General features: G+C 64.9%; 21 protein-coding genes and 1 riboswitch. Of the genes, 13 read left to right on the plus strand and 8 right to left on the minus strand.

All coding sequences use genetic code 11. The features are described 5' to 3' along the window. Positions 1-3 precede the first annotated feature (3 nt). The 3 genes from HL671_RS00755 (at position 4) to HL671_RS00765 (ending at position 3186) form a co-directional block, all read left to right on the plus strand. Entirely contained in the window at positions 4-309 is a 306-nt protein-coding gene (locus HL671_RS00755) for a hypothetical protein (protein WP_012041070.1), read from the plus strand. Positions 310-793: 484 nt separating this feature from the next. Beyond that, on the plus strand, positions 794-1849 hold the full coding sequence (locus tag HL671_RS00760; RefSeq protein WP_012041071.1) for a lysylphosphatidylglycerol synthase domain-containing protein: 1056 nt from the start codon (positions 794-796) through the stop codon (positions 1847-1849). 29 nt (positions 1850-1878) lie between these two features. Continuing rightward, positions 1879-3186, plus strand: a complete 1308-nt coding sequence (locus tag HL671_RS00765) for an ATP-binding protein (RefSeq protein WP_012041072.1) — start codon at positions 1879-1881, stop codon at positions 3184-3186. A gap of 127 nt (positions 3187-3313) precedes the next feature. On the opposite strand, the gene HL671_RS00770 is transcribed toward HL671_RS00765, so the two are convergent. Further along, on the minus strand, positions 3314-3829 hold the full coding sequence (locus HL671_RS00770; RefSeq protein ID WP_012041073.1) for a GcrA family cell cycle regulator: 516 nt from the start codon (positions 3827-3829) through the stop codon (positions 3314-3316). A gap of 472 nt (positions 3830-4301) precedes the next feature. Here HL671_RS00770 and HL671_RS00775 point away from each other — a divergent pair, with 472 nt between their 5' ends. From HL671_RS00775 to HL671_RS00795, 5 genes are all read left to right on the plus strand, one after another. Then, on the plus strand, positions 4302-5513 hold the full coding sequence (locus tag HL671_RS00775; protein WP_172235325.1) for an aspartate aminotransferase family protein: 1212 nt from the start codon (positions 4302-4304) through the stop codon (positions 5511-5513). An 8-nt stretch (positions 5514-5521) separates the two neighbouring features. Beyond that, complete coding sequence (gene argF, locus HL671_RS00780; RefSeq protein ID WP_172235447.1) at positions 5522-6448, plus strand: ornithine carbamoyltransferase; 927 nt, start codon at positions 5522-5524, stop codon at positions 6446-6448. A 333-nt stretch (positions 6449-6781) separates the two neighbouring features. Further along, a complete protein-coding gene (locus HL671_RS00785; protein ID WP_012041076.1) occupies positions 6782-7777 on the plus strand; it encodes an Hsp33 family molecular chaperone in 996 nt (331 codons plus the stop codon). 192 nt (positions 7778-7969) lie between these two features. Beyond that, positions 7970-8347 (plus strand): hypothetical protein, encoded by a 378-nt coding sequence (locus tag HL671_RS00790; protein WP_012041077.1) that lies wholly within the window; start codon positions 7970-7972, stop codon positions 8345-8347. A 136-nt stretch (positions 8348-8483) separates the two neighbouring features. After that, the gene (locus HL671_RS00795; RefSeq protein WP_049795292.1) at positions 8484-8879 is read left to right on the plus strand and encodes a hypothetical protein; all 396 of its coding nucleotides are present in this window, start codon (positions 8484-8486) and stop codon (positions 8877-8879) included. Between the two features lie 148 nt (positions 8880-9027). On the opposite strand, the gene apaG is transcribed toward HL671_RS00795, so the two are convergent. Further along, on the minus strand, positions 9028-9423 hold the full coding sequence (apaG, locus tag HL671_RS00800; RefSeq protein ID WP_012041079.1) for a Co2+/Mg2+ efflux protein ApaG: 396 nt from the start codon (positions 9421-9423) through the stop codon (positions 9028-9030). A 369-nt stretch (positions 9424-9792) separates the two neighbouring features. Between apaG and HL671_RS00805 the strand changes: the two genes are divergently transcribed. The 3 genes from HL671_RS00805 to HL671_RS00815 are packed head-to-tail and all read left to right on the plus strand — an operon-like array spanning position 9793 to position 12970. After that, positions 9793-11058 (plus strand): OpgC domain-containing protein, encoded by a 1266-nt coding sequence (locus HL671_RS00805; protein WP_172235326.1) that lies wholly within the window; start codon positions 9793-9795, stop codon positions 11056-11058. Beyond that, entirely contained in the window at positions 11058-11816 is a 759-nt protein-coding gene (locus tag HL671_RS00810) for an SGNH/GDSL hydrolase family protein (protein WP_012041081.1), read from the plus strand. Before HL671_RS00805 ends, HL671_RS00810 begins: the two co-directional genes overlap by 1 nt. Before the next feature lie 14 nt (positions 11817-11830). Further along, positions 11831-12970, plus strand: a complete 1140-nt coding sequence (locus tag HL671_RS00815) for a GDSL-type esterase/lipase family protein (protein WP_172235327.1) — start codon at positions 11831-11833, stop codon at positions 12968-12970. 81 nt (positions 12971-13051) lie between these two features. Here the strand turns inward: HL671_RS00815 and HL671_RS00820 are convergent, their stop codons facing one another. Then, the gene (locus HL671_RS00820) at positions 13052-14260 is read right to left on the minus strand and encodes an O-succinylhomoserine sulfhydrylase (protein ID WP_012041083.1); all 1209 of its coding nucleotides are present in this window, start codon (positions 14258-14260) and stop codon (positions 13052-13054) included. A gap of 76 nt (positions 14261-14336) precedes the next feature. Further along, positions 14337-14416: riboswitch (SAM riboswitch) on the minus strand. Positions 14417-14528: 112 nt separating this feature from the next. Between HL671_RS00820 and HL671_RS00825 the strand changes: the two genes are divergently transcribed. Continuing rightward, the gene (locus HL671_RS00825) at positions 14529-15635 is read left to right on the plus strand and encodes a 2'-deoxycytidine 5'-triphosphate deaminase (protein ID WP_172235328.1); all 1107 of its coding nucleotides are present in this window, start codon (positions 14529-14531) and stop codon (positions 15633-15635) included. 68 nt (positions 15636-15703) lie between these two features. On the opposite strand, the gene HL671_RS00830 is transcribed toward HL671_RS00825, so the two are convergent. Continuing rightward, positions 15704-18565, minus strand: coding sequence for a S8 family serine peptidase (locus tag HL671_RS00830; protein ID WP_210263703.1), 2862 nt, complete (start codon positions 18563-18565; stop codon positions 15704-15706). Between the two features lie 432 nt (positions 18566-18997). Between HL671_RS00830 and HL671_RS00835 the strand changes: the two genes are divergently transcribed. Further along, the gene (locus HL671_RS00835) at positions 18998-20455 is read left to right on the plus strand and encodes an MATE family efflux transporter (RefSeq protein WP_012041086.1); all 1458 of its coding nucleotides are present in this window, start codon (positions 18998-19000) and stop codon (positions 20453-20455) included. Positions 20456-20462: 7 nt separating this feature from the next. On the opposite strand, the gene HL671_RS00840 is transcribed toward HL671_RS00835, so the two are convergent. The 4 genes from HL671_RS00840 to HL671_RS00855 form a co-directional block, all read right to left on the minus strand. Beyond that, positions 20463-20864: an SRPBCC family protein gene (locus HL671_RS00840; RefSeq protein WP_172235330.1), complete on the minus strand. Its 402-nt coding sequence runs from the start codon at positions 20862-20864 to the stop codon at positions 20463-20465. 38 nt (positions 20865-20902) lie between these two features. Further along, positions 20903-21262 (minus strand): VOC family protein, encoded by a 360-nt coding sequence (locus HL671_RS00845; protein ID WP_172235331.1) that lies wholly within the window; start codon positions 21260-21262, stop codon positions 20903-20905. A 52-nt stretch (positions 21263-21314) separates the two neighbouring features. Beyond that, positions 21315-22151: a helix-turn-helix transcriptional regulator gene (locus HL671_RS00850; RefSeq protein ID WP_172235332.1), complete on the minus strand. Its 837-nt coding sequence runs from the start codon at positions 22149-22151 to the stop codon at positions 21315-21317. A gap of 76 nt (positions 22152-22227) precedes the next feature. Further along, on the minus strand, positions 22228-22800 hold the full coding sequence (locus tag HL671_RS00855) for a methylated-DNA--[protein]-cysteine S-methyltransferase (RefSeq protein ID WP_012041090.1): 573 nt from the start codon (positions 22798-22800) through the stop codon (positions 22228-22230). Positions 22801-22935: the final 135 nt, after the last annotated feature.

A 22935-nucleotide genomic window follows, 5' to 3' on the forward strand; every position in this document is an offset into this window, starting at 1 on the left:
GACATGGCCTATCTTGTTGCCTTCCACTGGGGCTGGCTGGCCGGCGCCTTCGCCATCGGGCTCGCCATGGGGTGGGTGGCCGTGGTGCATCGGGCTCCCGGCGTGTCGCGCCCGGTCATGCTGCTGCTGTCGGCGCTCGCGGCCATCCTGGTCGGTGCCGCCGTGGCCTGCCTGATCCCCGGCCGGGCCGGCTACTGGCTCGAGCTGCTGCTGCTGCTGTTCGTGCCCTATCTGGTCGGCTGCGCCATCGGCACCTGGCTGCGCGCCCTGGTCGTGGTCCGCAGCATGCGGACCAAATCCGCTGCCTGAGCCCCTCGGGACGGCAAATCCCCTCCGTCCGGCCGCCGCGGGACGTGCGACCATTCTCCGGCGAGGCGTCGCGCCCCGGCTCGCGCTGCGCCGCGTCATCGCCGGCGCAAGGCCGACGGTGCTCTGCAGACACGAAGGTTTGACGACGTCCGAGCCTGTCAAAGCGGCAGCGGGCGCTTATCGTCTGATCATGGCCATCCCCGTCCCCCCGGAAAGCCCGGAGAGCGGTGCTCCTCACCGAAGTTTAACCGGGGATCCGCAAGTTGGTCGGCGCCGCAGCTTCGCCGCATGTGCGGCAAAACGGTGCATCGCATTTCCGCGAAGCCTGCTAAGTATAGCCATGCGGTGGTTTCGGTTCACATGGCCCGTGTTCCCCAATGCGTCGAAACGCGCTACCAGGGCGTTGTATGCGCAGGTGATGCGGCGGCTTTCGGGCCCCGTGCCGAGCCCAGTCATCGTGATGTTGTCACGGTTAGAGGTGTAGATGCTTGAAGCCATACGCGGAGCGGCCACGTTCCTGCGCGAGAAGCAAGTCCTGCACAAGCTCGGTGTGCTGATCAGCATCGCCGTCATCGCGATTGCCTGCTACGTCCTCTATCACATGCTGCGCGGCATCGACACTTACGAGGTGCTCGAGGCCATCAAGAGCACGGAGCCGCATCAGATCGCGCTGGCCGCGCTGTTCGTCGCGGCCGGCTATTTCACGTTGACATTCTACGATCTGTTCGCGGTGCGCACGATCGGCCACGACCATGTGCCGTACCGCGTCAATGCGCTCGCCGCGTTCACCAGCTATTCGATCGGCCACAATGTCGGCGCCAGCGTCTTCACCGGCGGCGCGGTGCGCTACCGCATCTATTCGGCGCATGGGCTGAACGCGATCGACGTCGCCAAGATCTGCTTTCTCGCCGGCCTCACCTTCTGGCTCGGCAATGCGGCCGTGCTCGGCCTCGGCATCAGCTACCATCCGGAGGCGGCGGCCTCGATCGACCAACTGCCGCCCTGGGTCAACCGGCTGGCGGCCATCGCCATCCTGGTCGGGCTGATGGGCTATGTCGCCTGGGTCTGGACCAAGCCGCGCGTCGTCGGTCGCGGGCCCTGGACCGTGGTGCTGCCGGGCGGCCCCTTGACCCTGCTGCAGATCGCGATCGGCATTGTCGATCTCGGCTTCTGCGCGCTCGCGATGTATGTGCTGGTGCCGGACGAGCCCAATCTCGGCTTCGTCGTGGTCGCGGTCATCTTCGTCTCCGCGACATTGCTCGGTTTCGCCAGCCATTCGCCCGGCGGGCTCGGCGTGTTCGACGCCGCGATGCTGGTCGGGCTCTGGCAGATGGACCGTGAGGAGCTGCTGGCCGGAATGCTGCTGTTCCGGATGCTGTATTATTTGGCGCCCTTCCTCATTTCTGTAATCTTGCTGACGTTTCGGGAGGTCATCATCAGCGCGAGGTCGAAGCGGTTGCGTCAGGCGGCGCTCAGCCTCGATCCGAGCCCCCCGCCCGAAGCCGCTTATGTGAGGAAGCGCAGCGATTCCGGAGCCTGAAAGCAACAATGGGAGACGAGTAGGACGCGATGGCTCTTGACTCTCCCTCGGACGCTCCCCCGACATTCTTCGCCCCTTGGCCGGACCGGCTGCGCCATTCCGCGATCATCCTGCTCGCGGCCGCGCTGGCCCTGACCGGGCTGGTGCTGCTCGACGAGCTGTTGCCGTTCCGGGCGCTGGCGGTATTCCTATGCATTGCGGGGGCGGCCCTAGTGCCGTGGCGGCTGCACAGCGCCGTGGCCAAACGCGAGGAGGAGCGCCACGCCAACCCGGTCGAGGCCGCCGCGGTCAGCGCCGTGGTGGCCGGCATCCCGGTGCCGGCCGTGCTGCTCGACCGCGCCGGACGCGTCATCCATCTCAATGCGGCGGCGGCGCAACTCGCGCCCGCCTTGCGCAAGGGCGAGCTGGCCCAATTCGCGCTGCGTACGCCCGAGATCATCACCGCGCTGCGCGAGGCGATTGCTTCGACCGAGCTGAGGCGCGCCACCTATCACGATCACGTGCCGGTCGATCGCTGGACGGAGCTGATCATCACCCCCGTCCCGGTGCCCACGGCGTTTGGCGGCACCGACAAATGCATGCTGATGACGTTCCACGATCTGACGCCGCTGCGGCGGGTCGAGGAGATGCGCGCCGATTTCGTCGCCAATGCCAGCCACGAGCTACGCACGCCGCTCGCGGCGCTGTCCGGCTTCATCGATACGCTGCAGGGGCCGGCCAAGGATGATGCCAAGGCGCGCGAGCGTTTCCTCGGCATCATGCATACCCAGGCCACCCGCATGGCGCGGCTGATCGACGACCTCCTGTCGCTGTCGCGGGTGGAGCTGTCGGCGCATGTTCAGCCCCACACCATGGTCGACATGGTCGCCATCATTCGCCAGGTCACCGATGGGCTCGAGCCGCTGGCGCGCGAGCGGCAGGTGGAGATCGAGACCAGCCTGCCGGACGCGCCGGTGACGATCGCCGGCGATCGCGAGGAGCTGCTGCGCGTGTTCGAGAACCTGATCGAGAACGCGCTGAAATATGGCGCCTCGGGGGGGCGCGTGATCGTGTCCCTGGAGCAGGCGGTGTCCGGCGAAGGGACGCCGGAAATCCGGGTCAAGGTCCGCGATTTCGGCCCGGGCATCGCGCCTGAGCATCTGCCGCGCCTGACCGAGCGGTTCTATCGCGTCGATGTCGGTGACAGTCGCGCGCAGGGCGGCACCGGGCTCGGCCTGTCGCTGGTGAAACACATTCTCAACCGCCATCGCGGCCGGCTGCTGATCGAAAGCGTTCCGCGCAAGGGCGCTGCCTTCACGGCGTGCTTCCCGCAGTCGAAGCCCGCGCGAGCGGCGTAATCCACCGAGGCGCGCCCAGCCGGCGTGCGCCGGGTCGATCCTCATCGGCCATTGTAAATTGAGGCCGGGGAGGTGAAGCGCGTGGGGCGATGCGGATCCAACCTCATCGCCCGTGCGTGCCGGGCCCTCAGCGTGGGCTTGACTTCGCCGGCTGGCGGCGACGATCGGCCGCGGGCTGATAGGCGACGCGCGAGTGCTGCGCGCAATAGGGCAGGCCGGCCAGCGCCTTGCCGCCGCAGAAGAAGAAATCCGGGCTCGACGGATCGCCGACCGGCCAATGGCAGGTGGCCTCGTTGAGCTCCAGCAGCGACAGCCGCTGATTCATCGGCACGACATTGTCGAATGCAACTGGATCGGGCTCTGCCTCGACCTCGAAAACCTGAGCGAGCGCGGTGTTGCCGCGTGCCACCGGACGCGCCACCCGCATCATCGGTTGAGCCGGACGGGCCGCCTTGCGCTGGCGCGGGGCTGCAGTCGCCGGGCTCTTGGCGCGGCCTGACAGACCCAGCCGGTGCACCTTGCCGATCACGGCGTTGCGCGTCACGTTTCCGAGTTCCGCGGCGATCTGGCTGGCCGAAAGCCCGGCTTCCCAGAGTTTTTTCAGTTGCTCGACGCGATCGTCGGACCAGGTCAGTACCGTCATCGAACCTTTCCCTTCGCGTTGCGCCGGCCAATTCTGGGACGGCGCTGCGATATCTGTCTCAAGAAAATCCCTGACGGCAGAATCCCTTATCCCTCGCCGGGAGCGCGTGAAGCACCCGGACGTTACGCGAACAAAGAACTTCTAGAGGGATCGGAACTGCCGCACGAGATGTCGTACTCGACGCTGAAAACGCTACAATATGGCGTGACTCCCGCGCAAGAGTCGGAGGCCACAGTCCACACATTCCGTGGTTCCCTGTGATCCGTCTTGAGCTGTGTCATGCATCCGCAATGTCACGGTCACCATGGCGCGGATCAGCTGACGCGTAGTTGACTCCAAGCGCCGCCCGCATACAATAGGTGCACGTGCCGCCTTGAAAAGGCGGCACATTTTGTTTTCCAGGGTGGGGTCCCTGATGCGATGGCGCCGCAGGGCGCGTGTCTCGGCCAGCCCGTCAGCTCATGTGATTGTCATGACCAGTGTTGCCGCTACGCATCTGCTCCCCGTATTCGCCCGGGTCGATCTTGCTTTCGAGCGTGGCGAGGGCGCGTGGTTGATCGCGACCAATGGCGATCGCTACCTCGACTTCACCTCCGGCGTCGCTGTCAATTCGCTTGGCCATGCGCATCCGCATCTGGTGAAGGCGCTGCAGGAGCAGGCGACCAAGCTCTGGCACATGTCCAACCTGTTCAAGAGCCCCGACGGCGAACGACTTGCAGCACGGCTGTGTGAACAGAGCTTTGCCGACTACGTGTTCTTCGCCAATTCCGGCGCCGAGGCGATGGAAGGCGCGATCAAGATCACGCGCAAATATCACGCCGCCAAGGGGCATCCCGAGCGTTATCGTATCATCACCTTCGAGGGTGCGTTTCATGGCCGGACGCTGGCGACGCTCGCCGCCACCGGTTCCGCGAAATATCTCGAAGGCTTCGGTCCGCCGATGGATGGCTTCGATCAGGTTCCGCTCGGAGACCTCGAGGCCGTGAAGAAGGCGATCGGTCCGCACACCGCGGGCATCCTGATCGAGCCGGTGCAGGGCGAGGGCGGCGTGCGCACGGCGCCGCTGTCCTTCTACAAGGCGCTGCGCCAGCTCTGCAACGATCACGGCCTCCTGCTCGTTGTCGACGAGGTACAGACCGGCATGGGGCGCACCGGCGACCTGTTCGCGCATCGCTGGCTCGGTGTCACGCCTGATGTGATGTCGCTGGCCAAGGCACTTGGCGGCGGTTTTCCGATTGGCGCGGTGCTGGCAACGGCCGAGGCGGCCTCCGGCATGACGCCGGGTTCGCACGGCTCGACCTTCGGCGGCAACCCGCTGGCGGTGGCCGCGGCCAATGCCGTGCTCGATGTGATGCTGGCGCCCGGCTTCTTCGAGCATGTCCGCAGGATGTCGCTGCTGTTGAAGCAGAAGCTCGCCGCCGTGGTCGATCGTCATCCCGACATCATCTCCGAGATCCGCGGCGAGGGCCTGCTGATCGGCGTCAAGGCGGTGGTGCCGTCCGGTGATCTGGTCGCGGCCTTGCGCGAGCAGAAGCTGCTCACCGTCGGCGCCGGCGACAATGTGGTGCGCTTCCTGCCGCCCTTGATCGTGAGCGAAGCTGAAATCGAACAGTCGGTCGAGATGCTCGATCGCGCCTGCGCGGCGCTGTCGGGCGGTCCTGCGAAGCAGGCGGCCGCATCATGAGCAAGACCATGGCCAATACGCCGCGTCACTTCCTCGATCTCACCGAGATGCCGGTCGAGGAGCTGCGCAACATGCTGGCGCTGTCCAGCCGGATGAAGAAGACGCTGAAGGCCAACGAGCCCGCGAAGAAGCCGCTCGAGGGCAAGGTGCTGGCGATGATCTTCGACAAGCCCTCGACGCGCACCCGCGTGTCGTTCGATGTCGGCATGCGCCAGCTCGGCGGCGAGGCGATCATGCTGACCGGCACCGAGATGCAGCTCGGTCGCGGCGAGACCATCGCCGACACCGCGCGGGTGTTGTCGCGCTATGTCGATGCGATCATGATCCGCATCCTCAGCCATGAGGCGCTGCTCGAGCTGGCTGCGCACGCCACCGTGCCGGTCATCAACGGCCTGACGCGGCGCTCGCATCCCTGCCAGGTGATGGCCGACGTGATGACCTTCGAGGAACATCGCGGCTCGATCGAGGGGCGCACCGTCGCCTGGACCGGCGACGACAACAACGTGCTGGCCTCCTGGGCGCACGCCGCCGAGCGCTTCAAGTTTCGCCTCAACGTCGCCACGCCGCCGCAGCTGTCGCCGGGCAAGCAGATGAAGGATTTCATTCGCGCCACCAAGGCCGACATCCATCTCGGCCACGACCCGGAGGCGGCGGTGACCGGCGCCGACTGTGTCGTCACCGACACCTGGGTGTCGATGGGCGACAAGGACGGCGAGCACCGGCATAATCTGCTGAAGCCCTATCAGGTCAATTCCAAGCTGATGTCGTTGGCCAAGCCTGAAGCGATCTTCATGCACTGCCTGCCCGCGCATCGCGGCGAGGAGGTCACCGACGAGGTGATCGACGGCCCGCAGTCCGTCGTCTTCGATGAAGCCGAAAACCGCCTGCACGCGCAGAAGGGCATTCTGGCCTGGTGCTTCGGCGAACGGGCGTAGGGTGCTGATCATAGCGTGCTAGTGGCGTGAGAAGCTAGCAGCCGCGAATGCGGGTGAGGGGTTGCCCCGAGCGCAGGCCTGAGTTTGCGGCACGAACCCCTCACCCGAGCGAGCTTGGAGCTTCTGCCGGTGTAGCCCTCTCCCACAGGGGGAGAGGACGCAGTCATGAGCGCCGTGTTGGGGCTGATCGATCGCATTTGCCAATCGAGCAGTTCAATGTTGGTTCGAGAGACGTTGCGGCATACTCGGTGCACCCTCTCCCTACGGAGCCCGCCATATGCGCTAGTTCCACAACCCCCTTCACTTTGCCCGCATCATCCCCAAATACGCCCGATGACATCCAATTCCCCCGACAACGACATCCATCTCGATACCGGGCGGGCACCCTCGGCCGTGCCGGTCGACGACGCCGTGCTGCCGTTCGAAGTGTCCGCCCTCGATCTGCGTGGGCGCCTCACCCGCATGGGGCCGGCGCTCGACGACATCCTCACCAAGCACGCCTATCCGGCGCCGGTCGGCAAGCTGCTCGGCGAGGCCATCGTGCTGACGACCTTGCTCGGCTCGTCGCTGAAATTCGACGGCCGCTTCATCCTGCAGACCCAGACCGACGGGCCGGTGTCGTTCCTGGTGGTCGACTTCCAGGCGCCCGACCGCCTGCGCGCCTATGCGCGCTACGACCAGGCGCGCCTCTCGGAGGCAAAGGACTCCGGCGCACTGCTCGGCAAGGGCCATCTGGCGATGACCATCGACCAGGGTCCCGACATGAGCCGCTACCAGGGCCTCGTCGCGCTCACCGGCGGCAGCCTGGAGGAGGCCGCGCATGAATATTTCCTGCGCTCCGAGCAGATCCCGACCCGTGTGCGCCTCGCCGTCGGCGAGGAGTGGAGCGGCGGCAAGCTGCGCTGGCGCGCCGGCGGTCTGCTGACGCAGTTCCTGCCGCAGGCGCCCGAGCGTCTGCGTCAGGCCGATCTGCATCCCGGCGATGCGCCCGAGGGCACCGAACTGCACGCTGTCGAGGAGGACGAGGCCTGGGTCGAAGGCCAATCGCTGGTCGCCACCGTCGAGGACGTCGAACTGATCGATCCGGCGCTGTCCGGCGAGCGTCTGCTCTATCGCCTGTTTCACGAGCGCGGCGTCCGCGTGTTCGACCTCGTGCCGCTGCAGGCACGCTGCTCGTGCTCGCGCGATGCCGTGGCCAACATGCTGAAGAGCTTCTCCGCGCAGGACCGCGCCGACATGGTCAAGGACGACAAGGTCGTCGTTACCTGCGAGTTCTGCTCCTCGGTCTATCAGTTCACCCCGCATGAAGCGGGCGTGACGGAGAACTAACATGCGGCCCGGATGCGGCGGGCGCGGCGCTTGACCCAATGCTTCCGACGCAACGGGGTCCTCTGTCTATGCGATATGCGCGAGGGTCTCTCGTTCGCGCGCATCGCGCGGCGGCATTGAAACGGCTCTCGACGCACTCAACCTCTGCGGCTAAGTTCGGCCGGGGAATGGCGTGCCGGGGGCTATCACAGAATGCGCATCTTGTTGGTCGTGGTCGGGCTGCTGCTGTCCGCGGTGGCGGCGCATGCCGAGAGGGTCATCCCATCCGGCAAGCAACTGATCCTGTTCAACGCGACGTCGGTCAATCCCGATTGCAGCGCGCTCGGCAATGTCGAGGTCCGCGTCGCGCAGGGACCTGAGCACGGCAAGGTGTCGATCCGCAGGACCCGGGTGTTTCCGAACTACGCGGCGGTCAATCTGCGGAGCGCGTGCAACGCGCGCCGGGTGGCCGGCGTGCTCGTGACCTACGTGTCGCAGCGCGGTTATGTCGGCGACGATCTCGTCGTCATCGAGGTGTTCTTTCCGAACGGCCGCGCCCAGCGCACCACCATCGCCATTCGCGTGGTCTGAGCAGCCGGCTGCTCTGATAGCCTCGGACGTCGCGGATCGTTCGTCGTTCGCACGCGATCTCACATCGTCCGAACACGCTCGACGGGCGCAATCTCCGCGGCTAAGTTCCACGCGAAAGTCAGTGCGGGGGATTTGAATGCGTGTGGTGTTGGTCGTGATGGGTCTGCTCGTGTCCGGTCTGCTCGCGTCGCCGGGCGCAGCGCAAGCCGCCACGAAGTTCGTCCTGTCGGGCAGGCCGGTGATCCTGTATCAGGCCGGCGCTACCAACCCGGATTGCACCGCCGCCGGCGAGGTCGTGCTGCGCGTGATCCAGGAGCCCGAGCATGGCAAGGTCACTATCCGCCGCGCCGGATTCTATCCAACCTTCCCCGACCACAATGTGCGCAGCGCCTGCAATCGCCGCCGTGTGCCCGGCGTGCAGGCCGTCTACGTCTCCCAACGCGGCTATACAGGGATGGACATGGTCGTGATCGAGGCGTTCTGGCCGGCCGGCCGCGCCGTACGCTTCACCGCGCCGATCCGCGTGATGTGAAGCGTCCCGCCCGCGCCGGACAGAGCTCGTGAATTCGTCATCGTCGGTGTGCAATCCGCCGCGGCGCGCCATCAATCTGCCCGTCGCGCTGATCTGGAAAACGCGGGGGCACACGATCGGGCGTTAACTGAACCGGATCCCGCTGCGGCTAGTTCAGCACCCTCTTGCCGCCATCCGGACTGTCGAGCGAAAACGCCGGCACCGCGATATCGAATTGCTCGCCGCTCGCGCTCTCCATCTGGTAGGAGCCGGCCATGAAGCCGGACGCGGTGGTGAGCGGAACGCCGGAGGTGTATTCGAAGCGCTCGCCGGGCGCGAGCACTGGCTGCTCGCCGACCACGCCCTCGCCGCGGACCTCCTGCTGCCGGCCGACCCCGTCGGTGATGATCCAGTGCCGGCTTCGCAGCTTCACCGTGTCCTCGCCGGTGTTGGTGATGACGACGGTATAGGACCAGAACCAGCGGCCATCCGCGACCGAGGATTTCTCGGGCAGAAAGTTCGGTTCGACGGTCACTTCGATCTGGCGAGTCACGGCGCGGTACATGAATGCATTGTAGCGGAAACTTGCCGGGGAACCAATCCGGGGCCCACCCAGCTTTCAACACAGTTCCAGATTATGGCACCAGAATCGCGGACTCCGCCGTTCGCGCACGCCGGTCCTTGGTCGGGACCGGAGACCGTGACGTCCGGCGCAGGTTGTATGGGGTGGCGAAGCGATCGGGTTGTGCGTCACGCGGTCGCCATCAGAACCGGAACCGGATCTTGAATTGACGCCCCCGGGCCAGGCCCCGGCGTCGATCAAAAACCGGGGCACGGCCGAGCTGATAAGTCCTTCATCGCTTGCGCAAAAATTGCGCAGCCCTACATTCCCTCTGCCGTGCCTCCCGGGCGGGCAGCCTTGACGTGGTGCCTGATGACGTCGATTGCCGATCGCATTGCCGGACCGTCCGTCCCCGGAGCCGCTGCCGCGCCTGCGCCGGCAGAGACGGCTGCGCCCGCGAGCGTCGCGGCCCCCGCGATCACCTTCCCGGCGGTCGGCGAGCGCGAGCTGCGGCTGGACCTGTTTCGCGGGCTGGCCCTGTGGCTGATCTTCATCGACCATCTGCCGCCGAACCTGCTGACCTGGTTCACGATCCGCAATTACGGCTTCTCCGACGCCACCGAGATCTTCATCTTCATCTCCGGCTACACCGCGGCCTTCGTATATGGGCGGGCGATGCAGGATGCCGGCTTCATCGTCGCCACCGCGCGCATCCTGCGCCGGGTCTGGCAGATCTACGTCGCCCACGTCTTCCTGTTCACGATCTTCCTCGCCGAGATCTCCTACGTCGCGACCAGCTTCGAGAACCCGCTCTACACCGAAGAGATGGGGATCATGGACTTCCTGAAGCAGCCGGACGTGACGATCGTCCAGGCGCTGATCCTGCGCTTCCGTCCGGTCAATATGGACGTGTTGCCGCTCTACATCGTGCTGATGCTGTTCTTGCCGCTGATCCTGTGGCTGATGCGCTGGCGCCCTGACGTGACGCTCGGGCTATCGGTCGTGCTCTACGCGGTCACCTGGGAATTCGATCTCTATCTTTCGGCCTATCCGAACGGCTTCTGGGCCTTCAATCCGTTTGCGTGGCAGCTGCTGTTCGTGTTCGGCGCGTGGTGTGCGCTGGGCGGTGCCAAGCGTATGTCACGCATCCTGAACTCCCCGGTCACGCTCGGCATCTGCGTCGCCTATCTGGTGGCGGCGTTCTTCGTCACGCTGACCTGGTACATCCCGCAGCTCGGCCATCTGATGCCACGGCGAATCGAGCAATGGATGTATCCGATCGACAAAACAGACCTTGACGTGTTGCGTTTTGCCCATTTCCTCGCACTCGCAGCACTCACCGTCCATTATCTGCCCAAGGATTGGCCGCCGCTGAAGTCGCGCTGGCTGCGTCCGTTGATTGTTTGTGGGCAACACTCGCTGGAGATCTTCTGTCTCGGCGTGTTTCTGGCGTTTGCCGGACACTTCGTACTTGCCGAAGTGTCCGGCGGCGCCATGATGCACGCCTTGATCAGTCTGAGTGGCATTCTCGCCATGTGGGGAGTTGCCTCGCTGATTTCGTGGTACAAGCGTGAGGCCGATAAGGGTGCGGCGCGGAAGGGTGCGCGCAGCAACGCTGATATGGCGGGAGGGGGCTGATGAAGTCCGTCTCGTGGTTAAGGTTTGGTGTCGCGGCGCTGGCGATCTCGCTGGCCGGAGTCGCGCGGGCCGAAGATGCGCCGCAAAACTGCGAGGTGCCGGCCTACCTGCTGACGACCGAGAGCCCACTCTCAAAAGTTGCAGATGCCGTGAAGAATGGCCGTCCGCTTGATATTCTGGTGGTGGGGAGCCGCTCATCCGCCATTGTCAGCGCCTCCGACGCCAATGCGTACCCCGCCCGGCTGCAGGCGGCCCTGAAAGAGAGGCTGCCGTCCGTCCCCGTCAATATCAGCGTCGAGCTGCAGCCGAAGAAAACAGCAGAGGAAACGGCTGCCAATTTTGTTAAACTGGTGGAAGGAAAAAGGCCTAATTTGGTCATCTGGCAAACCGGTACGGTCGACGCCATGCGGTCCATCGATCCCGATGAGTTTCGTCAGGCAGTCAATGACGGTGTCGCGACGCTGCAGAATGCGGGGGCTGATGTCATCTTGATGAACCTGCAATACAGCCCGCGCACGGAGACCTTGATCTCCGTGCCGCCCTATATCGACAACATGCGGGTGGTGGCGCAGCAGCGCGACATTCCGCTGTTCGATCGCTTTGCCATCATGCGGCAATGGAACGAGCAGGGCGATTTCGACCTGTTCAATCCGACGCACGGGATCGAGCTGGCCAAGCAGGTTCACGACTGTCTCGGCCGGGCGCTGTCGAAGTTCATCATCGACGCGGCGCATCTCGGGCCGGCGCAGCAGAACTAGGATCCGTCTTGTTCATGACTTCCCCCTGTAAAGACCGCGTATCCAGACATTGGAAGACGCTGTCCGCCGTCGTCGCTACGGTGCTCGCGCTCTCGATGAGCGCGCAACTGGCGCGTGCCGACGGCGCTGCCCCGCCTGCGCCTGACGCAGAGACCGTTTCGATCGGTGAGCTCCGGCCGACCATCGGCCACATCACGCTGGCCCAGGCCGGCAGCCAGGGATCCGGCCAGATCGCCGCGGTGCGCCCATCGGCCGCCGCTCAGCCATCGCCGCCGCCGACCCAGCCCGCGACGCCGGAGATCAGCGCGCCGGGCACGCCCGCTCAGCCTGTCGCGGCCACGCAACCCGCGTCGCAGCAGAGGAGCATCACCGATCGGGCGATCGACAAGGTCAAGCAGGTCGCGAAGTCGGCGACCGACATCTTCAACCGCGTGCCGTGCCTGCCACCGAAGGGTGTGGCCAAGAAGAACTTCATCTCGCTGCCGCACGTGGCCAACAAGCTGGCTTCGGGACTGCCGGTCGTCATCGTCGCGTTCGGTTCGTCCTCCACGCAGGGCTATGGTGCGAGTGCGCCGGACTACACCTATCCGAACCGGCTCGCGGCGCAATTGCGCCGTCAATATCCGATGGCCGACATCAGCGTCATCAACGCCGGCGTCGGCGGCGAGGACGCACCGGAGATGATGAAGCGGCTCGAGACGTCGGTGATCGATCATCATCCCGATCTCGTGATCTGGCAGGTCGGGACCAATGCCGTGCTGCGCGATCTCGATCCGGCCGAAACCGCAAAGCTGGTCGAGGATGGCGTCGCCAAGCTTCAGGCGGCGGCCTCCGACGTCGTGCTGGTCGATCTGCAATATTCGCCGCGCGTCAATGAGCGTTCCGAGAATGCCAGCCGCATGAACAAGCTGCTCGGCCGCATTGCCGAGCTGCATCACGCCGGCATCTTCCCGCGCTTCGAGGTGATGCGCGACTGGCACGAGCGCCAGGCGATCCCGATCAATGAGTTCGTGATCTCGGACGGCCTGCACATGAGCGATTGGGGCTATGCCTGCTTCGCCCAGCTTCTTGGCGACGACATCATCCGTTCGGTCGGTCAGGTCAAGCTCGGCGTCAACGCCCCGGCCAATGTGCCGACCTACCGGCCGATGTGATGAGCGGCGAATAGGGAATCGCGAGTAGCGAATAGGGAAGAGGTCCTATCCTGCTCTTCGCTACTCCCTATTCGCCATTCGCTACGCCGCCCCCAGGGCAGCGTCGAGATCCGCGATCAGATCGTCTGCATGTTCGAGGCCTGCGGAGAAGCGGATGAAGCCTTCGCTGATGCCGAGTTCGGCGCGCGCCTCCGGCGACAGCCGCTGATGCGTCGTCGTCGCGGGATGCGTGACCAGCGTCTTGGAGTCGCCGAGATTGTTGGAGATGCGCGCGAGCTTGAGGCCGTTGAGCGTGCGGAACGCGCCGGCCTTGCCGCCCTTGACCTCGAAGCCGACCAGGGTCGAGCCGGCGCGCATCTGCTTCCTGACGGTCGCGGCCTGCGGATGGTCCTCGCGGCCCGGATAGATCAGCCGCGAGATCTTCGGATGCGTCGCGAGAAAATCCGCAACCTTCGCCGCGTTCTCGGTCTGCGCGCGAACGCGGACGGCCAGCGTCTCCAGGCCCTTGAGCAGCACCCAGGCGTTAAAGGGCGAGATCGACGGGCCGGTCTGGCGCATGAAATTGTGGATGTGCTCGGCGATGAAGGCCTCCGACGACAGGATCACGCCGCCCAGGCAGCGGCCCTGGCCGTCGATATGCTTGGTCGCGGAGTACACGACGACATCGGCGCCGAGCGCGAGCGGGCTCTGCCAGATCGGCGTTGCGAACACATTGTCGACGATCAGCCGCGCGCCGTGGGCATGCGCGATCTCGGCGATCGCCGGAATGTCCATCACGTCGAGCGTCGGATTGGTCGGGCTCTCCAGGAAGAACGATTTCGTGTTCGGCCGGACCGCCTTCTGCCACTGGTCGAGATCGAGCCCGTCGACCAGCGTCGACTCGATGCCGTAGCGCGGCAGCAGGTCCTCGACGACGTAGCGGCAGGAGCCGAACAGCGCCTTCGCGGCAACGACGTGGTCGCCGGCGCGCAGCGGGGCCAGGATCGCGGTGGTCACTGCAGCCATGCCGGTGGCCGCGGAACGGCAGGCCTCGGCGCCTTCGAGCTCGATCATGCGGCGCTCGAACATCGCCGTGGTCGGGTTGGAAAAGCGCGAATAGATGAAGCCGGGATCCTCGCCCTTGAAGCGCGCCTCGCATTCCTCGGCGGTGGCGTAGACGAAACCTTGCGTCAGGTAGAGCGCCTCGGCGGTCTCGCCGAATTCGGAACGCAAGCTGCCGGAATGCACCAGCCGGGTTTCGGGGCGATATTGGGCGAACGACGCGGGCGCCTTCGCGGGGGACTTCGACATGTGACCTCCATCGTGACCGCCGCCTCCGGCGACGGGCACAAAAAAACCGGCCTGGGATAACTCCTCACGGCCGGGATCACATTCGTCCCCGGCCTGTTTAGCGACTTATTTAACGTGGCTGCAAGCCGGCCGGCTCAAATCACCACGGGATAAGTGCTGCTCTTAGTCGTAACCGACCTTTCCGTCAAGCCAGCCATCGGATAACCGGTAAAAAGACCCTATATAGGCTCGATAAGCCGCCGTTCCGGCGCCTGCAAAGGATCAGGTCTTGCCGTTTTCGCTCCCTCCCGACGCCCATGGCATCCTGCCCGATCGCATGATCGTGGCGATGACCGAGGCCGGCCTGATCATCCCGGAATATGATTTCGTCGAGAGCCAGATCCAGCCGGCGAGCCTGGACCTGCGGCTCGGCGACGTCGCCTACCGGGTGCGCGCGAGCTTTTTGCCGGGGCCGGGATCGACGGTGGCCGAACGCATCGACGAGCTGAAGCTGCATGAGTTCGCGCTCGCGGATGGCGCGGTGCTGGAGACCAACTGCGTCTACATCGTGCCGCTGCTGGAGAGCCTGGCGCTGCCCAAGGATATCGTGGCTGCGGCCAATCCGAAGAGCTCGACCGGCCGCCTCGACGTGTTCACCCGCGTGATCGCCGACGGCACCCGCCGCTTCGACATGATCGGCGCCGGCTATCATGGCCCGCTTTATGCCGAGATCAGTCCCAAGACGTTTCCCGTCTTGTTGCGCGAAGGCTCCCGCCTGTCCCAGGTCCGCTTCCGCTACCGCGACGCGGTGCTGACGGAGGCGGAGCTGAACGCGCTGCATCGGGCCGAGCGGCTGGTCGATCGCGATGATGCCGATCTCGCCGGCGGCGTGGCGCTGTCGGTCGATCTGTCGGGCGCCAATGCCAATGGCTATGTCGGCTATCGCGCCAAGCGTCATACCGGCGTGGTCGATGTCGACCGCCGTGGCGGCTATGCGGTCGAGGAGTTCTGGGAGCCGATCAGGGCGCGGCCCGATGGCAGCCTGATACTCGATCCCGGCGAGTTCTACATCCTGGCCTCCAAAGAGGCCGTCCAGGTGCCGCCGGACTACGCCGCGGAAATGGTGCCGTTCGATCCGCTGGTGGGCGAGTTTCGCGTGCATTATGCCGGCTTCTTCGACCCCGGCTTCGGCTATGCCGGTGCGGGCGGGCAGGGCGCGCGCGCCGTGCTCGAGGTGCGCTCGCGCGAGGTGCCGTTCATTCTCGAGCACGGCCAGATCGTCGGCCGTCTCGTCTATGAGAAGATGCTGGCGCGCCCGGATGCGATGTATGGCAGTCGCATCGGCTCGAACTACCAGGCCCAGGGGCTCAAGCTCTCCAAGCATTTCCGCAGCTGAAGATCGTCCTCTTGGTCAAGAGCACGCCCGGCGCCATTGACGCCGGGCTGTGCTGTCGGCTCTCTGCCTCAGACGATATGCAGCTGCGACTGATGTGCCAGCAGCGCCGCGACCGAAACGTGATCGAGCGTCAACGTGTCGTGCGCCGCGTCCGCAATCACGGCGTTGCCGTGGCCATCGTCATGGATCGCGGCCAGCAGAGCCTGCTGGCTTGCGAACAGGCCCGGGCTGAATGCGATCGTATTGCGCGCCGGATCGAAGTCGGTGATGCGGATATCCCCGAAATGCGAGGCGAAGACGAACGCATCATGCCCGGCGTCGAATCGCACCAACGGATCGCCGACGCTTGCGATGGCCGACGCCGTGCCTGCGCCCGCCACGCTGATCGTGGCTCCACCCTTGCCGTCGCCAGCGAAGTGGAAGCGGTCCAGCGTGTGCAGCCCATCATAGCTCGCCGAGGCGCTCAATGTCAGGCTATGGCCGTCATAGCTTGCGGGCGCATTGTCCCGCCAGCCGGTCGACCAGACCACGGCTGCATTGAGGTTCAGTGGCACGCCGATGATACCATCATGGTTGAGATCCTGATGGAAGGCCAGCTCCGCCGTCTCGAGCTCGGCGCTCGTGCCGGCCACTTTCTCGAACGGCTTGCTGACGAGATTGCCGAGCGGGTCGACGGTCCAGACGCTGTAGAGTTCAGACCCTTGCAGCTTCCACGCGACCTGATAGCCGTTCGCCGTGGCTTCGGCGCCGATCGGAACCCAGCCGTTCTGCAATCCGGCGATGACCGGCTTGCCGTTGGCCTTCAGCTCGATGCTGCCCCATCCTCCGATCTGAGTGATGAAGTAGTTGATGCCGTGCTGCGACAGGCTGGTGTTGCCGCTGAACTCCACCAGCACGTCGGCATAGGCTTTGGCCGCGGCGACCGCGGGGTCGACGCGGACCAGGCCGGCGCCGGCCTTGTCCGTGTCCTTCATCTCCAGCGCTGTCTGCTGCATGACGTCCGACACTGCGAAGGGCGTCAGTTGAGAGTTTGCCGCCAGCATCAGTGCGGCGAGTGCTGCGACCGTCGGTGTCGCGGCCGAGGTGCCGTAGAAGTCGCTGAGCGGCCCTGTCACAGTGGTCGCGATATTGTCGACGCCCGAGACAGTCACCGGATGGAGCTGAATGGGAAATGGCAGCCGGTTGCCGTGATCATCGAAGAGAAGCTGGGTGCCCTGGCCTGACGACGAGAACCGCTCATTGACGAGCTCGCTTCCGAACGGCGGCGTATTGGCGCTGTTGACGGCGCCCACCGAGATCGCGCCCGGCACCATGGAATGGCCGTAGACGGTTCCGATGTTGGAATATTGCAGCGTGGCGTAGTGGCGGCCGTTGTGAGCCGCTACCTCCCTGATGATGCCCGGATCGACGTCGGAGGCGTTGTCGATCACCACCTGGTAGGTGCCCGGCTTGTCGAAAAAGTACTCAGTCCATGGATCGTTGGGAACGCCGAAGCGAATATGATTGGTCGTTCCCTGCCACTTGCCGTCCTGGAAAACATGGATCTGCAGGTTGGCCTTCGCCTGCCCGTAAGCCTCGTCCCACCACAGCAGGAGCGGCGTCTCGCTCCCTGGCTTGGGATCGACGGTGATATTCTGAACAATGCTGCCATTGAAGCTCATGGCGTTCTTGAACGTCATGCCGCCGTATGCGCCCGATACGCCTTTCCAGGCACCTTGATAGCCGGCGCCGTCATTGTTCCCGGCAAGGGTCACGTATGTCACGCCCTTCGCGACGACCTCCTGAATCGCCTTGGCGATCGGGCCGTTCTGGAACATCGGCTCGTGATAGTAGAAGATGTCGTCGCAGATGACCTTGCACCCGGCATCCGCGAGCTTGCGGATTCCGTCCGCGAAGTCCTGCTCGCTCCCAGGTGAGCTGTAGAAGGCGAGGCTCGCGCCCGGCGCGATCGTATGCACGATCTGCAGCATCGCGCGGCCCTCGTCGATTCCGGACGTCCCCTCCTTGAGGATCTCGACCGACGATGGCAGCGCGCCGCTCGCTTTGTCAGCATCGGCACCTTTCAGGAAATCGAAGCTGTCCGACAGCAGGCCGATCTTGATTCCCTTTCCGTCCCCGCTGGCCGCAGTCTGGTCCATCGCTTGACGCAGCTGTTGAGGCGTGGCTCCGACCTTGCCGGTGGTGTCGATGGTGTCTCCGTTCGACCACGCCTGGTGCAAGAGCGATGTCTGACTTTGCGTTGCCGGCGTCGGGCTTTCGGCCGAGATTTTGGATACACTCGGAGCCGTGTCGAGGGCTGGCGCGCCGACCGTATCGGTGTGCGCGGCAACGTCGTGATGCGGCGCGACGGCCACGGCATCATGCCTATTTGCGGGTGCTTCCCTTTCAGCAGCGAAGAAGGTCCAGTTGTCGGTGAAGGGGGCAAGGATTGAGATGCCTGACGTTTCGCCGGCCTTAGCCGTGGTGCTGGGGATGGGGCCGGCAAGAGCGCCCATCAAGGCGGTGAGCGGAGAAGACGTCTCGCCCGAAGACGCAGCCAGCGCGCTGACGGACCATCCGGGACCATAGTTGCCCGCGCTCTGCTCGAAGGCGGAGGGCGGCGTTTGATCACCGTCGTGGACGAAGGACGTGTGTTCGCGTGACGCGGTGCTCGGGAGCCGAAAGCCGGCGTTCCAGGGAGTGAGTTCAGCGCCACTGAGGTCGAGATAGGTCGAATAAAGGCCACTAGCTGCAGCCGCGCCGCTGGCGTTGCTGAGGTTGCTGGAGCTGGCCGTCTGCGCTGTGGACGCGGTTGCGGTACTTTGTAGCTCGATCAGTTGCCGCAGCGAGTCCAATCCGTCGCCCCACAGATCGAAGATCGAATCGGTCGATCGAAAGATATCGAGTTCAGCGGGCAGAAAAACATCCTTAGGTTGTATTTTTGGCGGCATGTCGGCGCTCCTCCGTAAACATTGCACGGTAGGATCATAGGGGCCGTAGGTCATTTCTGCCGAGCAAAATGTTTGAGCCTCTCCGCATAGAATTTGGTCAACAAACGTTGTGGTTGTATGAGGAGTCATTCTCCGATGCGGGTTGGTGACTGACATGCAGGACGGCGTCTTGCGCGCGTGAAGTGCGCACATAGTTGCGACATCGACTGAGAGTGCGATGCTCACGCACAAATCCGAGCGCGCCGCTATGGCATCAGGCATGCCTCGCTGCAGCGCGATATCTGCGAGAGTTGCATGACGCGTGTCTGCGTCCTCGTCAGAGCCCCATGAGCGAGCTCGCGTGTGGCGCTCTGCTGCGTCGTGCTACAGACACCCTTGCTCCGGCCCCGATGACAACTCAGCTCTTCACGGCGGATCGGATTGGGAGAAGAAATGTCCGAATACAGCCTCGCCGAAAGTTCGGTCGAGCGGGCCACACCGAAGCAAGCGGAACGACAGCCGCGCAGCGCGTTGTCTGACGGACCGATCCTGCGGACACTGTTGTCGTTGGCATGGCCGAACATCATTGCGAACTCGGCCGGCACCTGCGTCGTCATCGCTGAGACGTCCTATATCGGCCGGCTCGGCATCGAGGCGCTCGCCGCGATGGCGCTGGTCTTCCCCTTGGTGATCCTGACGATGACCATGTCCGGCGGCGCCATGGGCGGTGGCGTCGCTTCGGCGATCGCGCGTGCGCTCGGCGCCGGCGACACCGAGCGGGCCTCGACGCTTGCGGCGCATGCGCTGCTGATCGCATTGTGCTTCGGTGCAACCTTCATGGTCGGGATGCTGATGTTCGGTCCCCGCCTGCTCCAAGTGCTCGGCGGCCGCGGTGCGGTGCTCGAACATGCCGCGGCTTACCTGCAGGTGTTCTTTGGTGGGGCCATCCTGCCGTGGCTGATGAACGCGATGGCGGGCATTCTGCGCGGCACTGGCAATATGAAGCTGCCATCGTTCATGATCCTGAACGCGGCGGTGTTGCAGATCGTGCTGGGTGGAACGCTGAGCCTGGGCCTCGGGCTCGGCATGCGCGGCGTCGCGGCCGGTGCGCTGCTCGCGTTCAGCGCCAGCATCTCGGTGATGGGCTGGTATCTGCTCTCGGGACGCGCCCGTGTGCGGCCGAAGCTGTACGGTCTCAAGATCAGCCGCGCGATGTTTGCCGATATCCTCAAGGTCGGCGCGATCGCCTGTTTCTCGCCGCTGCAATCGGTGCTGTCGATCGCGATCTTCACGCATATGCTGGCGACGTTCGGCACGGCCGTGCTCGCCGGCTACGGCATCGGCGCGCGCCTGGAATTCATGATGACGACCGTCGCGTTTTCGTTCGGCATGGCCTCGGTGCCGATGGTCGGCATGGCGGTCGGCGCCGAGCGGATCGCAAGGGCTCGCCGGATCGCCTGGACGGCGGCGCTCGTCTCGTTCGTCACCGTGGGGGCGCTCTCGACCGTGATCGCGATCTTTCCGCAATTGTGGGTCGACATCTTCACGCAGGACCCGAGCGCGCGGGCGGCGGGAGCGCATTATCTGAGAATCGCCGCGCCGATGTATGCCTTCATCGGTCTCGCGATCGCGCTGTATTTCGCCTCTCAGGGGGCGGCGAAGGTGATCGGCCCCGTGCTCGTGCAAACGGTGCGGCTGGTGTTCATCGCCGCGGGCGGCAGCTATCTGCTGGCGGGCGCGGCGACTGAAACGGGGTTCTTCCTGCTGGCAGCCTCCTCGATGGTGCTGCTCGGCGTGCTCACTCTCGCCAGCGTCATGCTGACGCGTTGGGGGCCGAAGCCGGTGGTCGCCGAACTGCGCCCGGCCGTCGTGGCGGCCGAGCTGAAGGGCGTTCCGCCGTCATCGCGCTGATCGGCGTCTAGCGGCCCGGATCGGCAAGCGTCCTCTGCATGACCGCCGCACCGAGCTCCATCTGCTGCTCGATAGAGGGCGCGATGTCGTGCGGCAGAACGTCGGTGATCCAGATCATGCGGCAGCGCTGCTCGCCGTCGGGGATGATCTGCATCGAGGCATTGTGCCGCTGCATGCGCGCATCGTCGATGGCATAGACGAGACGCCGTCGTGCGTCGCTGCAGTCGACGAGATGCTCTCGAACCACCTTGCCATTGGCGAAGCTGACGATGCGGACGTCGCCGTCGCGCTTCGTATCGATCACGAAGCCGGGGGCCAGCCGCGTATGCACCGCGCCAAAGTCGCGGACGGCGTCCCAGACCGCGGCTGCCGATGCGGAGATCGGGATATCCTTGCAGACGGATGCCATTGAATGGATGCCTTTATATGGATGCCTTGGCTTCGGTCTCACGGACAGACGGCTTCGATGTTGTTGCCGTCCGGATCGATCTGGAATGCCGCGTAGTAGGTCGGGCTGTAATCCGCGCGCGGCCCGGCACCACCATTGTCGCGGCCGCCGGCCTTCAGTCCCTCGCTGTGGAATCGGGCGACGCCCGCCTGGTCGGCGGCGCGGAACGCGACGTGGACAGGGCCCTTGGCCGCGCTGCCGTTGAGATAGAGCCACAGTCGCGGCTCGCCCTTCGGGCCGATGCCGGCCGAGGTCTCGTCCTTGCAGCAGAGAATATGGCCGAGCGGGGCCAAGGCGGCCGCGTAGAAGCGGACACTGGCGTCGAGATTCCCGACCTTGAGTCCAATATGATCGTACATCGCTGGTCTCCCGTGTTTCGCATGCGCCAGCGCACGCTCCGGGATCAGCTAATCAATGGCGGCGGAGCCGTTCTTGGAGAATCTTGCGCTCGCCACGCGAGGCTCGGCGAAACTTCAGCGGCGACACGCCGACGGCACGCGTGAACGTCCGGGTGAAGTTGGACAGATCGGCAAAGCCGACATCGTAAGCGATATCGGTGACCGAAGTATTCTCGGCGCTCAGGCGCTGGGCCGCGCGCCGCAACCGGGACCGGATCAGATATTGGTGCGGCGTCACGCCGATCGTGGCTGCGAAGAGTCGCAGGAAATGGAACGGGCTGATGCCGGCGGCCCGCGCCGTCTCCGCCAAATTGATGTCTTCGTGAGCGTTGTCGTCGATCCACAGGGCGCTCTCGACGGCACGACGGCGGTCACGAAGGCTTGGGCGGGCCGGCCGTTCCTCCCGGCCAGTGACGATCGCCACGAAACGGCCGGCGATCATGTGACCGACTTCGTCAAGTCCTAACGTCTGCTTCTGAGCGGCAATGGCCTGGGCAAGCTCGCCGAGTGCGATGAACTCCGGGAGCGGCGGAATCGCTCCGGCCTGCCATGCCTGGCCGCCACCGATGTCATCGATGACCGCGCCATCGAAGGAGAACGACAGGCATTCGTCGCCGCAGACGTGATCATGTGTACACATGAACTCGTCGCCGGGATATCCGACCAGCAGCGCGCCGGTCACCAGCTCGAAGAGGCGGCCGCGATGATGACAGCCGAAGCTGCCCTTGCGCACATAAGAGAGCGAGTAGCCGCCATACTGCTCGACAAAAGGACGCGCGCCCCGGGCCGCTTCACAGCGGAACTCGGATACGGTTACGTCTCGGCTTTCGAACAGGATGGTCGCGGCCATGGCGCCAATCTAGCGCATCAGGCCGAAAAGAGCAGGGCCTCTGCGAGATAATCTGGCGAAGCGCGCGAGGCCGGCTCTAGGACGCGCGCGGCCGATCGGCTGCGAGCAGGGCGTCGAACAGGGTCAGGCCGGCATGTGGCCGTGCACCTTCGAGCGAGAGCAGGCGCCGCTTGGAGATGATGCCGCTGTTAGGAGACGGCTTGTCCAGTCCGCCTCCGATGTCGCGCACGCGATGGCAGGGCACGATCAGGACGAACGCGTTGTTGGTCAAAGCCTGCGCGATCTCATGCAACGCTTCGGGGACGTGCAACTCGTCCGCGATATCTTCGGCGCTGCGGGTCTCACCGCGCGGGATACCGCGAACGCAATCATAGACGCGCTGATTGAACGGTGTCACGCCTTCGAGGTCGAGCACGACGTCGGAAAAGTCGACATCGCGTCCGCGCAGCGTGGCGACGATGCCCTCGATGGCAAGTTCGGTGTTCGCACAAGGGCGCTGCTCCCGCGCCTCCGGGAATTGTCGAAACAGATGCCGCCGCGTCTCGATTTCCCGCGCCTCCGGCAATTGCACGCCGGTGATCCCGGCGTCGCTCCAGGCGATGCCGCAGCGGCCGAGCGCCGTATCAAAGATCGTATACCCAAGCCTCATGACGCCACCCCAACCCACGCCACACCCTGTCGCGACCGCCGCCTTGATGGTGTTAACAACGTGTTAACAGCGCGGCACGACGGAGGCGGGTTTGCCCTGATTTGGGTCGTGGTTGTCAAGTGCGCTGACGGAAGA

This window comes from Bradyrhizobium denitrificans (assembly GCF_013179005.1).
GTDB classification, from domain to species: domain Bacteria; phylum Pseudomonadota; class Alphaproteobacteria; order Rhizobiales; family Xanthobacteraceae; genus Bradyrhizobium; species Bradyrhizobium denitrificans.

Coding starts and splice junctions, on each gene's coding strand:
- HL671_RS00765 (WP_012041072.1), top strand. CDS start 1,879: ATGGCTCTTGACTCTCCCTCGGACGCTCCCCCGACATTCTTCGCCCCT.
- HL671_RS00845 (WP_172235331.1), bottom strand. CDS start 21,262: ATGTACGATCATATTGGACTCAAGGTCGGGAATCTCGACGCCAGTGTC.
- HL671_RS00755 (WP_012041070.1), top strand. CDS start 4: ATGGCCTATCTTGTTGCCTTCCACTGGGGCTGGCTGGCCGGCGCCTTC.
- HL671_RS00815 (WP_172235327.1), top strand. CDS start 11,831: ATGACTTCCCCCTGTAAAGACCGCGTATCCAGACATTGGAAGACGCTG.
- HL671_RS00850 (WP_172235332.1), bottom strand. CDS start 22,151: ATGGCCGCGACCATCCTGTTCGAAAGCCGAGACGTAACCGTATCCGAG.
- HL671_RS00795 (WP_049795292.1), top strand. CDS start 8,484: ATGCGTGTGGTGTTGGTCGTGATGGGTCTGCTCGTGTCCGGTCTGCTC.
- HL671_RS00835 (WP_012041086.1), top strand. CDS start 18,998: ATGTCCGAATACAGCCTCGCCGAAAGTTCGGTCGAGCGGGCCACACCG.
- HL671_RS00830 (WP_210263703.1), bottom strand. CDS start 18,565: ATGCCGCCAAAAATACAACCTAAGGATGTTTTTCTGCCCGCTGAACTC.
- HL671_RS00810 (WP_012041081.1), top strand. CDS start 11,058: ATGAAGTCCGTCTCGTGGTTAAGGTTTGGTGTCGCGGCGCTGGCGATC.
- HL671_RS00775 (WP_172235325.1), top strand. CDS start 4,302: ATGACCAGTGTTGCCGCTACGCATCTGCTCCCCGTATTCGCCCGGGTC.
- HL671_RS00840 (WP_172235330.1), bottom strand. CDS start 20,864: ATGGCATCCGTCTGCAAGGATATCCCGATCTCCGCATCGGCAGCCGCG.
- HL671_RS00805 (WP_172235326.1), top strand. CDS start 9,793: ATGACGTCGATTGCCGATCGCATTGCCGGACCGTCCGTCCCCGGAGCC.
- HL671_RS00820 (WP_012041083.1), bottom strand. CDS start 14,260: ATGTCGAAGTCCCCCGCGAAGGCGCCCGCGTCGTTCGCCCAATATCGC.
- HL671_RS00760 (WP_012041071.1), top strand. CDS start 794: ATGCTTGAAGCCATACGCGGAGCGGCCACGTTCCTGCGCGAGAAGCAA.
- HL671_RS00790 (WP_012041077.1), top strand. CDS start 7,970: ATGCGCATCTTGTTGGTCGTGGTCGGGCTGCTGCTGTCCGCGGTGGCG.
- HL671_RS00770 (WP_012041073.1), bottom strand. CDS start 3,829: ATGACGGTACTGACCTGGTCCGACGATCGCGTCGAGCAACTGAAAAAA.
- argF (WP_172235447.1), top strand. CDS start 5,522: ATGGCCAATACGCCGCGTCACTTCCTCGATCTCACCGAGATGCCGGTC.
- apaG (WP_012041079.1), bottom strand. CDS start 9,423: ATGTACCGCGCCGTGACTCGCCAGATCGAAGTGACCGTCGAACCGAAC.
- HL671_RS00785 (WP_012041076.1), top strand. CDS start 6,782: ATGACATCCAATTCCCCCGACAACGACATCCATCTCGATACCGGGCGG.
- HL671_RS00855 (WP_012041090.1), bottom strand. CDS start 22,800: ATGAGGCTTGGGTATACGATCTTTGATACGGCGCTCGGCCGCTGCGGC.